The sequence below is a fragment of the Ruminiclostridium sufflavum DSM 19573 genome (assembly GCF_003208175.1).
Lineage (GTDB): Bacteria > Bacillota > Clostridia > Acetivibrionales > DSM-1351 > Ruminiclostridium > Ruminiclostridium sufflavum.
This window is the reverse complement of sequence record NZ_QKMR01000005.1, coordinates 137,786-150,068: the sequence shown is the minus strand read 5'-3', so window position 1 is coordinate 150,068 and position 12,283 is coordinate 137,786. Positions and strand designations below refer to the sequence as shown.

Here is a 12,283-nt window from a genome sequence, read left to right as displayed (position 1 = left end):
AAATGAATACAAATATACCATGGAGGCATACTGCATAAAAAATGTGGATGCAGTGTTCATTATACTATGCTCTTTCTGAAGTGGAGGTCTGTATGAACAACAGCTTATTTATTATAACAAGCAGAAAAAAAATGTTGTTTTGTTTAATGGCAATATTATTTATTGTACTGTCCGCATTTTTTATTTCAAATTTGAATTATTCCCGCTATCCCCAGTCAGTAGATGTCGATAATTGCAAGACTCAACCTGCCTTGTCTCCCGAAAATGAAAACAAGCAGCTGAAAGGGATATTATCCAGCATCATTCCGTCAGAAGACAAGGTGCTTTACGAAAACGGCCTCAGAGAAATTGCCGATCCGGATATTCAGCCTGTGTTTTCTGCCGCAACTCCCAAGGAGATTCTGGACAAAGGGAAAACCTTGTCATACATTTTTACCTATACAAATGAAGAATATCTTCGCCCTATATATTCAGACACATGGAAACAGGCATATTATCAAGGCTGGCTGTATCTGCCCGAAAAAATAATTACCGCAAGGCATAGTATTTTTGTATATACCGGAAATGAAAGCACTGCTTTTAATCTGGAAGGTGAGCTAGGTTTTTATCCTTCTGTATCTATAGACGATCAAAATTATATCAACATAATGATTTATAATTTTGATTTACAGAATGTAGTCCAGTATGAAAATCAAATAGCCATTTCAGGAATGCCAGCCAAAAAAGGAGTTCAGATAATATCTGTAAAAATAGGCGATGTTTCTGCTCAGACTAATGAAGAAAAGCAAATGTCAATTCATTTATGTACTCCTGGGGGTCTTGAGATTGATTATCAAAATATAAACTTTCCGCATGTTCCAAACGGAGAGAATGATTTTGGTACTGTCGAAGAAACCTTCAGTAATACAAGCAGTGTTGCAAATAATATACCTGATAATATAGCCGAGGAAAATACTCTTCTTAAGCAAGAGCTGACGCACTATATTTCCGATTCATCAAATCCTATTTACTTTCAATACAACGGAGGATATCAGGCATCAGGTATTTTAAATACAAACCTTGACTTGGAAAACGCCATAAGCAGCTCTTCCGGCATTAATTACAGCATCCTATATAACAATAAAAATTATGTGAGGCCTGTTTATCATCCCGAGTGGAAAAAGCACTCAGACAGAGACTGGTGCTATGTCCCCCGCAAAATGTACCTTAACATGAAAAAACTTTTTGCGCTGTCATCAGATAAGGATATCGCCTTTGACTTATGTGCAGAATTAGGTTTCTTTGAAGAACACCCCGCCCTTAATAAAGACCAGATAGGGCTGCTGATATACAACTTTTCGGTAACAAAAGCAAGTATATCAGAAGATAATGTATTATTAACCGGAATCCCCTCCAGAACCGGAGTCCAACTAGTCAGTATACCCAAAGCAGACCTGGGCAAAAAGTATATCGAATATGCAGTAAGGCTAGTCACAAAAGACTTCTGTGAAATTGATGCCGACGTTGTTAAAAATAATTAAAATATATTATTTTAATTTATAAATAACATTTGTCCTGTTTATAATTGTTATAAATACATATGCCAATACCGCACTGACAACACCTTGTACCAGGTTTCCCGGAAGCTCTGTAATAATTACGGTAAGAGCCAGATTTTCATCCAAAAATCTTACCACCGAAAGCTCCAGCATAAAGTATCCGGAGGCCATAACTAAAACCCCTGCCGCCAGAGAAAGGAGTCTGCGTATAACGGAGGTCGTATCATTGTTGCTTTTATTGGCAATCAGCCCTACCATATACCCTTCAAGCCCTTTAACAACAAAGGTGACAGGAACAAATACAAATGAACCCAAAACCAGATCAGCCAGTGCCGAGCCGAAGGCTCCGGCAACAAACCCGGATTTCCTGCCCAAGAGCATAGCTGTAATCATAATAACAGCATCTCCTATATTAAAATATCCCTGCACCACCGGGCTTGGTATATGCAAAAACGGAAGAAAAGTTATTAAAAATACCAGTGCAATCATCAATGCATTAATAACTAATGTTCTTGTAGAAACTTTACTCATTAAATTAATTCCCCCAGCTCTTATAATGCCAGACAAAATGTTATCCTCAAATTAATGCTTATTTAAACACTGCAAACAAAATACCCGCAGTGTTTAAATAAAGCTCTTACAGAGCTTGAAGCTCCATAATGAATATAATATTTTTTATTATTCCTCTTCTATCCTGATTATATTAGATATTGCAGTAATTGAATTCATTTCTTTAATCCTGTTTATGCTGCCGTTAAGCTCCTTTTCTGCTGCAAACGGAGTGATAAATGCAAGCTCATTAGTCTTTGAGCCCAGTTCTATAAACTCTGTCTCTTGATTAAATACAGAAGCTATTTTTCCCTTAGCTTCTGATATGTCTGCAACCTGAACCCTTACCAAAAATTTTGCAAGACTGTCCTCTATGTCAATAATATTATTTTTATCCTTTCTGACCCATACACTCATCATACTTGAACCGGGGTGCTTTGCTATGTCTATAATATCAGCGACAACCGCACTGGCTGTGGGCATTTTGCCGGCGCCTCTTCCGTAGAACATTGCATCTCCGATTGCATTACCCTTCACAACTATGGCATTAAATACATCTTCTACATTTGCCAAGGGATGCTCCTTTGATATAACAGCCGGACTGACTCTTGCAAAAATCCTGCCGTTAATTCTCTTGCTTACCGCTATCAGTTTAATTACGCCATTCATTGCCTCGGCGTATTTCATGTCTTCAGTCGTAATCTTTGTAATACCTTCCGTATATATGCTGTCAGAATCAACAAACTCATTGTATGCTATCGAAGATAATATTGCGATTTTTCTGCAAGTATCATGTCCCTCAACATCCGCTGTAGGGTTCTGTTCGGCATATCCGTTCTGCTGGGCACCCTTCAGGGCAGCTTCAAAGCTTTTGCCTTCTCTTCTCATTTTAGTGAATATATAGTTTGTAGTTCCATTCAATATACCGGTAATTCCATCAATTTCATTTGCCGCAAGGCACTGATTCAATGGCCTTATAATAGGTATCCCTCCGCCGACGCTCGCTTCAAAAAGATAACTCACCCCGTTATCCTTTGCCAGCTGCAATAGCTCAGGACCCTGTGAAGCAACAAGCTCTTTATTTGATGTAACTACACTTTTCCCTGACATAAGTGCTCTTCTTGTAAACTCAGCCGCAACTTTTGCTCCGCCTATGGTTTCTACTACTATGTCAACACTTCTGTCATTAAATACATCCTCTGCATTTTTAGTTAATAAATCGGAATACGGACTATCCGGGAAGTCACGAATATCCAGAATCCATTTAACCTTTATCTCCTGTCCGGCACGCTGTGCTATACTGTCACTATTTATTTTAAGGACCTCCGCAACTCCGCAGCCTACAACTCCAAAACCTAAAATAGCTACATTAATCATACTAACCTCCAACGCCGAATTTTCGGCACAAAATTTATAGTAAAGCAATGTGGCGGTACGCAATCTTAATTCTAAACCTCCACATTTCTTTCAAGCTAACCTCTAACTCTGTTTTCGAGCTGGAAAATACGCCATGTTTGCACTAACTTTATTTTCGAGCTGTTACCTTGCCAAGATTTCACATCTCCTGACACCCTCAATTTTTTCAATCTCTGTCATCAGCTTCTGCATATCATCCTTCATTTCAAAGGTTTCAATGGAAACAGTAACATCTGCCAGCCCATTGATTGGAATATTTTGATTTATAGTCAAAATATTAGCCTTCGCAGATGCTATTCTATCAATAATACTTGATAGAATACCCGAAAAGTCTTCAACCACAAAAAAAAGTGTTAAAACCTTCCCTCTTGATGTCTCATAGAACGGAAATATATAATCTTTATACTTATAGTAGGCACTTCTGCTGATTCCGACCTCTTTAACAGCATCATTGACAGTTTTTATCTTGCCTGTGCTCAATATTTTCTTGACTTCTATCACCTTTGAAAATACTTCAGGTAAAATAAATGAATCAACCAGAAAAAAAACTGATTCCTGCTTCATATGCCCTCCTGTCCGCCTAATACGTACAATTGTTTTTCCTTGGTGATATATTAGCACATTTTCTTTTTCTTTGCAACCAAAAAAAGATATATTAACCTGATTAACAAGCTTAACATATCTTTTTTAATGCTTTTAATTTAACCGTTTATTTTCAAATATGAAGGGTTTCTTTTACCTTATTAACCATCTGGGCAGGCTCACAGGTTTCCTTATGAATAACAGGCTTATCCTTAAGCGCCTTCAAAGGCTCAGGAATTTTGAGCCCTGATTTCTCATTCAGCACCGCTAAAAGCTCAAACTCGGACTTGCCCGCAATAGCCTCTTCCCCTGAAACAGCTTTGACTACACTCTCGTTAAACTTGTACGGGCTGGCTGTTGAAACAATTACAGCCTTTGTTACATCACTTGTTGAAATAACGTATTTATCGTATACATCTACCGCAACGGCAGTATGAGTATCCAACACATATCCGGTTTCAAGATAAACACTTTCTATCGTCTTCAAAGTATCACTGTCATTTGAGTAGTCAGCCCAGAATATATTCTGAATCTTCTTCTTTGTATCCTGATCCACTTCATACAAGCCTTCACTGTTCAGCTTGCCCATCCATTCACTTACCATTCCGGAATTGCCGTCTGTAATCAAATATAAAAGTCTTTCCAGATTGCTTGATATCAGAATGTCCATAGACGGAGACAGAGTTTTCTTGAAAGCCCTGTTTTTATTGTATATACCAGTATTAATAAAGTCGGTCAAAACATTATTGTCATTTGATGCACAAACCAGCTTATTTACCGGCAAGCCCATCTGCATTGCGTAATATGCCGCCAGTATATTTCCGAAATTACCTGTAGGCACAACAAAATTTATCTTATCTCCCACTTGAATTTCCTTATTTTTAAGCATATCAGCATATGCAGAAAAGTAATAAACTATCTGTGGAACAAGTCTGCCCCAATTGATAGAGTTTGCGGAAGAAAACTTATATCCGTTGTCCTCCATTAATTTCAGAACATCCTTATCACCAAATATTTTTTTAACACCGTTCTGAGCATCGTCAAAATTTCCGTTTACCGCAATTGCGTATGTGTTGCCGCCCTCCTGCGTTACCATCTGCATCCTTTGAATTTCGCTGACGCCTTGATTTGGGAAAAAGACAATAATTTTTGTACCCTCGACATCCTTAAAACCTTCAAGGGCAGCTTTTCCGGTATCTCCGGAAGTTGCGACAAGAATAACAATTTCCTTGTTTTCCCCTGTTTTCTGCAAGGCTTTTACAAGAAAATGAGGAAGTATTTGAAGGGCCATATCCTTAAAAGCACTCGTAGGTCCATGCCAAAGCTCAAGTATGTTAACCGAATCATACAATTTGTGCAAGGGTGCAATAGCCTCCGTTTCAAACTTCTGAGCTGTATATGCCTTGCTGACACAATCCCTAAGCTCACTCGCGGTATAATCGTCCAGATATCCTTCTAATATACTTAAAGCTCTTTCCTGATAGCTTTGTTTACTAATTTTTAAAATTTGCTCATTATCAAAGTGAATTATATTTTCAGGCACAAATAACCCGCCGTCTGATGCAAGGCCCTTCTTTATGGCTTCTGCCGAGCTAACGCTTGCACATTTTCCTCTGGTACTTCTATATAACATCTTTACCTCCCACGAAATAATAAATCTATCGCATAATAGAATTATATTCCCTTAAATTCATAAAATCAATTACGCTTAATTGAAGTCCAACCTGTGTTAAAAGCGGCAACCTGTGTCTGAGAAAACGCCATACCGCCGCCGCAAAGGCTCTCAATGGCAATTGACTTTGGTAATGTAATTCAGACAATTTTAAGTTCTACCAGACTAAATAATATAATAAATCCTAAAAAAAAGCAATCTTAATATAGCTGATTAAAGGTTGATATACAGCCGTTTAAAAAACTCTCCACCCTTGATTTTTCTTTTGCATACCAATAATAAGCTTTTGAACCGATGCTTTCCCCTGATTATACAGATATATAATTTCTTTTTCAGACAGGGCCGAATACACCGTTGATATAAAGCCGGTATTGATAAACGCAATATTATCAATATTATATGAATTTTTCGGAACCCCTGTATCATGGGATACTATAATTAATTTTTTCAAAAGCTTTTCTTCCTGCATAAAATCCTTTGACTGCCTTTCAATTAATTTAAAGCCCGCTATGCTATTTATCTGGGTGCTGTCTATAAGCCACACCGGAAAATTATCCAGTACACCTCCGTCAATAATATAATGAGGCTTTAAGCTGTTATTTTCCTTTTTCATTTGAACAACAGGCTCAAATATAAAAGGCATACACATGCTCATTCTTACCGCCCGTGCCACCTCAAGCTTATCAGGCTCAATATTATAAACCGCAATATCATCAGGCAGTACTATTACCTTTCCAATATTTGCATCCACCGCAGTCATTCTGACCTTGTATCCCCGAGGGTTTACCTTATCCGTAATACCTCCCCTTAAATCATTAAAAGTATAAATTCCTTTATTTGCAAGAAGCTGAGCTACCCATTTTTCAAAAAGCTCGCCATTTATAAAAGCATTTTTTTGACTGAATGCAATCAAATTAATCAGGAAATTGCCTCTGGTTCCTTTAAAATCACCGTTTTCTCTCTTTATATGCTGAAGCTCAGGATAATCCTGCTTATGCAGCAATACGAAGAGGTCATTATCATTTAACCACTTTTTCCCTTCAGCCATGCTTCTGATTTTTTCTGCTATTGATATATCCAGAAATTTGTTTTTTCTAAGCTTCAAACTATTGAAATCAAAATTATCAAGCAATTCCTTCAGCTCCGCCGCAGAATATCCCGCTCCAATCAACGCCGCAGCCAAGGCTCCCGTAGATACACCTGCAATATTTCCAAGAACACTATATTTTTTTTCAAGCTCCTCATATGCTCCGACAAATGCTAATGAATTAGTTTCTCCTCCACTGAATACAATATTTAATGCACGCTTGGCACCTCTCATTTCCAAATCCCCTCAGAAAAATGTATCTAATGTATATATATTATCGTTTTTTATTAATTAGTATAATGTACAATCCTACAAGCATTGATTTTTAAATTAAAAGGCTGTATGCAAAATATTATACCCGCCGCATTAGAGGTTTATATATATTTTGCAACAGCCTTGATATTTCGTTCTCTATAGTGCAAAAGCTTTAACAGGAATTGAATGGTAAATGCTGCGGCAATATACTGCCCTATCAGCTATTGAATTTCACTAAGCCTGCTTTTTGCATATTTTACATAGGAAGATTCGGGATATCCGTCTATAAGCTTCTGATATGCTGCTGCAGCCTTCTGCAAATCATTTACCTCCACATAGCTTTTGCCTAAAATATACAGTGCTTTATCGGCAAACTCCCAGTTATCACCCAAGGTAAAAACCTTTTCAAGCTTCTTTACAGCTTCAGGATACTTTTTGCTTTTATACAGAGTATTCCCGTCTGCAGTCAGCTGGCTGGCAGCATTTAAAAGTACTTTTTTTCTTATGGAATCATATTGGGTCTTTAAATCGCCGGTAAATTCATCAGCCTTGAGAGCTAATAATTTATCTGCAGCCTCTATATATTTTTTTTGTGCATAAAGAGCAGATACATTGGAAACCTGTTCCGAAAGCTCATATTGCTTTAATTTGCCATTGGCCGCAGCAAGCTGGTCTTTTATTTTTTCAAGCTCCGCAGAGGTCTTGCCAGCCTCCGATTGGTTCTGTGCACTAACCGCCGGCTCTGAGCCTGTGTCCACCTTTCCGGCATCCCTTCTTGAGGCAGCAAAAAGTATTATAGCCGCTATCAGACAAATAATACTGACAACATTTATAATCATAACAATATAAGGCTTGGTAAATCCTGATTTTATTTTCTCAAGAACAAGGTTTTCAGCCAATACGTTTTTCTCATTGGCAGTGCTTTTTTTTGAAAGCTCCTTTAAGGATTTATTTGAGCCCAGATCATTAGCAGTCTGCTTTAATCTCCCGGCCTTTTTGTAAGAACCGTTTTCACTTATACTGATAAAATTCAGATAATCTGCTGCCTTTATAGCATTGTTCTCTTTTTGAACAATGCTTCCGAAAAGCTCCTCTGCTTTTTCCGGCTGGTTTGTATACGCATAGCATAGCCCCAGTAAATTTACAGCTTCATAAAAATTTGGATTAACAGACACAACCTTTTTCAATTCAATCATTGCAATATCTTCGTTTCCCGATTTCAGATACTCTACGGCCTTATTGTATAATTCCACTGATTTGACAACTGTATCGGTTGCTTCATTATTTTGAGAATATTTTTCCAAGTCTATTGGTTTGAAGCCTCTAATTTCCTGATCTAAATCCATGAACATTAGCTCCCTTCAAAGTATTTTAATTTTTTCATTATAATATACTTTTATATGTTATCCTTTGTATTATATTCTTTATTTATATAACCCTCTTATTTTACCAATCATATACAGTGATCCGAATGCACAAATCACACTATTCCCGTCAATTGCTTCATATGCCAGCTTCAAGCTGTTTTCAACAGTAATTCCGTCCTTAACCTTCTTTGAAAAACATTTCAGTACTTCTGCAAGCTCACTTGATTTCAATGCTCTGTCATTATCCGGTGTAACCGTAATTATAAGCTTTGCCTTTTCAGACAGCATTTCCATTGTATTCCGGTAATCCTTATCCTTAAGAAAACCTGCGATAAAAATTTTGTCTTTATCAGCAAAGTATCTGTCCAACGCTGCATTCAAAGCCCTTCCGCCCTCAAAGTTGTGTGCGCCGTCTATCAGTATCAGAGGATTTTTATTTATTATTTCAAGCCTTCCCGGCCATATTGTCCTTGCAATACCGTTTCTTATGCTTTCATTATCAATATTGAAACCCTTTAAAGACAAAACTTCACAGGCATCAACAGCTAATGCGGCATTATTCAGCTGGTGATCTCCTAAAAGCTTTGTATTTAAATTTTTATAGTCCTTATAATCAAACAGCTGTCCTTCAATGCCGTATTCCTTTAGCTTCAAAGTTTTAAAACTGGCTTTGTGCAATATGGCCTTCTGACTTTTGCAAACTCTTTCAAAAACCTCTTCCGCCTCCGGCTCCTGGGGATATATTACTGTATCGCTGTTATGCTTGATTATCCCCGCTTTTTGAAAAGCAATTTCTCCAATGGTTTTCCCCAGTATGTCGGTATGGTCCAGACTGATAGTTGTTATAACGCAGACCTCAGGAGCTTCTATTATATTTGTTGAATCGAATCTTCCCCCAAGACCTACTTCCAGTACGGCTATATCACAATTATTTCTATAAAAATACTCAAATGCAGCCGCAGTAATAATTTCAAATTCTGTTGGATGCTCAAAGCCTCCGTCCAGCATTAAGTCAATTCTGGATTTTATAAACGCAATTATATCTGTTAATTCCTCATGCTCTATTTCCTTGTCATCTATTTTAATTCTCTCGGTAAACCTTTGTATATACGGAGATGTAAATACACCTGTCTTATAGCCGGAACTTATTAATATATTACTTATAAAGGAAGTGACAGAGCCTTTTCCATTTGTTCCGGCAACATGCACATATTTTAATTTTTTCTGGGGATTTCCCATAAATTCCATTAGCCTTCCAATATTGTCAAGCCCAAGCCTGCTTCCGAATTTAAGGGTACCATGTATGTATTTCATTGCTTCTTCATAGTTCATAGCAAGCTGCTTCCTCCAAGACCTAAATGTACCGCTGACTCTAAAAACCCCTCACTGCAAGTAAACAATATCAGTTTTTTCCACCACAGTCAATTAAAAAACCTTAATCTCTATTTAATAATTCAATAATATCAGCCTTTTTCTTTATACAAGTATTTATTCCCATACTGCCTAATAATATATAATCAAAAATTACCATTGAACACAGCTTAATCTGCTCCTCTTCATCTAAATCCATAAACGTTTCCAAGTCTATTTCCTCTCCCCGCTCAGACAGATAATATCTGACACCGGTATTTGGAAGAATCCTTCTGAATTCTTCATTCCTCCAAACTTCATCAGGTATGGCCGCAAGCAGCTCATATCCTTCAATAGCTTCACTTTTCAGAGATATCGACATTATTGAGATTTTATTATATACTGATATTTTCTTTTTTTTATACTGTATTCCCCATTTATCTAAATCCTCCATAATTCTCGAAAAAAGCTTTTTATTTTCACTTTGACTTAATTTCATAATCGAACTGCTTACTTCCATAATAATTCTTTCATTTGTTTTCAGTGCCGACATAATCTGATAGCTTATTTTTGAATTTTCTGCATTTTTAGATGAGTATTGTATTGAAAACTTTGAGACAGAATCCTTTTTACCTGAAATATCTGACACCTTAATTTTAAAGTTTTTGTCCATTTTACACCTCTCCATCATAATGAAGTTATAATAACCGGATATGTAAATTATATACCTTATACAAAGTCAATTACTGTTGAATCTTCGCCTTTTTGGGAAATATTTGATTTTAAGTGTTATATTTACTGTTTCAAGCCGCCTGCCTTACCAAGAAAAAGCTATAGAAACCTTATGGCTCCATAGCTTTTTGAAGACTGAGCTGCTTTTTCTTCAAACATCTTATTTTTTATGGTATCCTTGTTCGCAAAACATCTTCCACAAATATTTATTGTCGAAATTTGATGTTTGTTGTATTACTAATTATACAATTTATTTAAAGTCCATGCAATACATAATCCTCATATAAAAAACTGCCTCTTAAAATAATATCAAATATCATTAAAGAGGCAGTTCTTGTGAATTTAATCCTTTGCCGCTATTTCGTTTATTTTATTCAGCCAATCTTGCTTCAAGCTCCGCTTTCTGTTCCTCATACCCCGGTTTTCCAAGCAATGCGAACATATTTTTCTTGTAAGCCTCTACTCCCGGCTGGTTAAAAGGATTTACCGCCAATAAATAACCGCTTATCCCGCATGCCTTTTCAAAGAAATAAACCATGCTTCCGAAGCAATACTCATTTAATTCAGGTACATTAATAACAAAATTTGGTACTCCGCCGTCAGTATGTGCAAGAAGCGTTCCCTCAGAGGCCTTTTTATTAACAAAATCCATATCCTTGCCTGCAAGGAAATTAAGCCCGTCTATATTATCCTTGTCTTCCTTTATTGTAATACTCTTTTTAGCCTTGCCCACATTTATTACAGTCTCAAACAGATTTCTGAGTCCATCCTGAACGTACTGCCCCATGGAGTGCAGATCTGTTGTAAAATCAACACCTGCCGGGAATATTCCCTTCTGATCCTTGCCCTCACTCTCACCGTAAAGCTGCTTCCACCATTCTGTAAAGAAGTGCAGGGAAGGCTCATAATTAACCATTATTTCTATTGTCTTGTTTTTGTTGTACAGTGCATTTCTTGCAGCAGCATACCTGTAGCAGTCATTATTCCTGAAATCGCAGTCCTTGTAAAGATTGTAGGCATCCAAAGCGCCCTGCATTATCTTATCAATGTCTGCACCGCATACGGCTATCGGTAAAAGCCCTACTGCCGTCAAGACAGAGAATCTGCCTCCTACATCATCAGGTATTACAAAGGACTCATAGCCTTCTTCATCAGCAAGCTTCTTCAATGCTCCTCGTGCTTTGTCGGTAGTTGCGTATATTCTCTTCTGAGCCTCCTGCCTGCCGTATTTCTTTTCCATGTATTCCTTGAGTATTCTGAATGCAACAGCAGGCTCTGTAGTAGTGCCGGATTTTGATATTACATTAACGGATATTTCTTTTCCGTCAATTAACTCCAATAAGTCTGTAACATATGTCGAGCTTATATTGTTGCCTACAAAATAAATTTCCGGAGTTTTGCGCTTGTCCTTCGGAAGCATATTGTAAAAGGAATGGGAAAGCATCTCAATTGCCGCTCTTGCTCCCAGATATGAGCCTCCGATACCTATGACAACCAATACATCAGAATCTGATTTTATTTTTTCGGCAGATTTTTTTATTCTCGCAAATTCTTCCTTGTCATAGTTTACAGGCAAGTCTACCCATCCCAAAAAATCATTACCGGCACCGGTTTTATTATGCAGCATTTCATGTGCAAGCTTAACCTGTCCTTCTAAATAATCAATCTCATAATCGCTCAAAAAGCCTGAAGCCTTTGAGCTGTCAAATGTTATTTTATTCATAACGGCCTCCTG

General features: G+C 37.3%; 10 protein-coding genes. 1 reads left to right on the top strand and 9 read right to left on the bottom strand.

Annotated elements, in window-relative coordinates; genetic code table 11:
- Positions 1-92: 92 nt before the first annotated feature.
- Positions 93-1,520: a hypothetical protein gene (locus LY28_RS05790; protein ID WP_242981163.1), complete on the top strand. Its 1,428-nt coding sequence runs from the start codon at positions 93-95 to the stop codon at positions 1,518-1,520.
- A 6-nt stretch (positions 1,521-1,526) separates the two neighbouring features.
- On the opposite strand, the gene LY28_RS05785 is transcribed toward LY28_RS05790, so the two are convergent.
- From LY28_RS05785 to LY28_RS05745, 9 genes are all read right to left on the bottom strand, one after another.
- Complete coding sequence (locus LY28_RS05785; protein WP_110461237.1) at positions 1,527-2,069, bottom strand: ECF transporter S component; 543 nt, start codon at positions 2,067-2,069, stop codon at positions 1,527-1,529.
- A gap of 147 nt (positions 2,070-2,216) precedes the next feature.
- Positions 2,217-3,464, bottom strand: a complete 1,248-nt coding sequence (locus LY28_RS05780; RefSeq protein ID WP_110461236.1) for a homoserine dehydrogenase — start codon at positions 3,462-3,464, stop codon at positions 2,217-2,219.
- Positions 3,465-3,626: 162 nt separating this feature from the next.
- Positions 3,627-4,067 carry an ACT domain-containing protein gene (locus LY28_RS05775; RefSeq protein WP_110461235.1) on the bottom strand — a complete coding sequence of 147 codons (441 nt, stop codon included), beginning with the start codon at positions 4,065-4,067 and terminating at the stop codon, positions 3,627-3,629.
- A 151-nt stretch (positions 4,068-4,218) separates the two neighbouring features.
- The gene (gene thrC / locus LY28_RS05770; RefSeq protein ID WP_110461234.1) at positions 4,219-5,718 is read right to left on the bottom strand and encodes a threonine synthase; all 1,500 of its coding nucleotides are present in this window, start codon (positions 5,716-5,718) and stop codon (positions 4,219-4,221) included.
- A gap of 274 nt (positions 5,719-5,992) precedes the next feature.
- Positions 5,993-7,078: a patatin-like phospholipase family protein gene (locus LY28_RS05765; protein WP_110461233.1), complete on the bottom strand. Its 1,086-nt coding sequence runs from the start codon at positions 7,076-7,078 to the stop codon at positions 5,993-5,995.
- A 242-nt stretch (positions 7,079-7,320) separates the two neighbouring features.
- Positions 7,321-8,445, bottom strand: coding sequence for a tetratricopeptide repeat protein (locus tag LY28_RS05760; protein WP_110461232.1), 1,125 nt, complete (start codon positions 8,443-8,445; stop codon positions 7,321-7,323).
- A 78-nt stretch (positions 8,446-8,523) separates the two neighbouring features.
- Entirely contained in the window at positions 8,524-9,798 is a 1,275-nt protein-coding gene (locus tag LY28_RS05755; protein WP_110461231.1) for a bifunctional folylpolyglutamate synthase/dihydrofolate synthase, read from the bottom strand.
- Positions 9,799-9,901: 103 nt separating this feature from the next.
- Complete coding sequence (locus tag LY28_RS05750) at positions 9,902-10,489, bottom strand: hypothetical protein (RefSeq protein ID WP_110461230.1); 588 nt, start codon at positions 10,487-10,489, stop codon at positions 9,902-9,904.
- A 429-nt stretch (positions 10,490-10,918) separates the two neighbouring features.
- Complete coding sequence (locus LY28_RS05745) at positions 10,919-12,271, bottom strand: glucose-6-phosphate isomerase (protein ID WP_110461229.1); 1,353 nt, start codon at positions 12,269-12,271, stop codon at positions 10,919-10,921.
- Between the last annotated feature and the right edge of the window lie 12 nt (positions 12,272-12,283).

Bases quoted from the DNA above. Each gene is read 5' to 3' on its own strand.
- LY28_RS05780 (WP_110461236.1), bottom strand. From the start codon at position 3,464: ATGATTAATGTAGCTATTTTAGGTTTTGGAGTTGTAGGCTGCGGAGTT.
- LY28_RS05745 (WP_110461229.1), bottom strand. From the start codon at position 12,271: ATGAATAAAATAACATTTGACAGCTCAAAGGCTTCAGGCTTTTTGAGC.
- thrC (WP_110461234.1), bottom strand. From the start codon at position 5,718: ATGTTATATAGAAGTACCAGAGGAAAATGTGCAAGCGTTAGCTCGGCA.
- LY28_RS05760 (WP_110461232.1), bottom strand. From the start codon at position 8,445: ATGGATTTAGATCAGGAAATTAGAGGCTTCAAACCAATAGACTTGGAA.
- LY28_RS05785 (WP_110461237.1), bottom strand. From the start codon at position 2,069: ATGAGTAAAGTTTCTACAAGAACATTAGTTATTAATGCATTGATGATT.
- LY28_RS05775 (WP_110461235.1), bottom strand. From the start codon at position 4,067: ATGAAGCAGGAATCAGTTTTTTTTCTGGTTGATTCATTTATTTTACCT.
- LY28_RS05765 (WP_110461233.1), bottom strand. From the start codon at position 7,078: ATGAGAGGTGCCAAGCGTGCATTAAATATTGTATTCAGTGGAGGAGAA.
- LY28_RS05750 (WP_110461230.1), bottom strand. From the start codon at position 10,489: ATGGACAAAAACTTTAAAATTAAGGTGTCAGATATTTCAGGTAAAAAG.
- LY28_RS05755 (WP_110461231.1), bottom strand. From the start codon at position 9,798: ATGAACTATGAAGAAGCAATGAAATACATACATGGTACCCTTAAATTC.
- LY28_RS05790 (WP_242981163.1), top strand. From the start codon at position 93: ATGAACAACAGCTTATTTATTATAACAAGCAGAAAAAAAATGTTGTTT.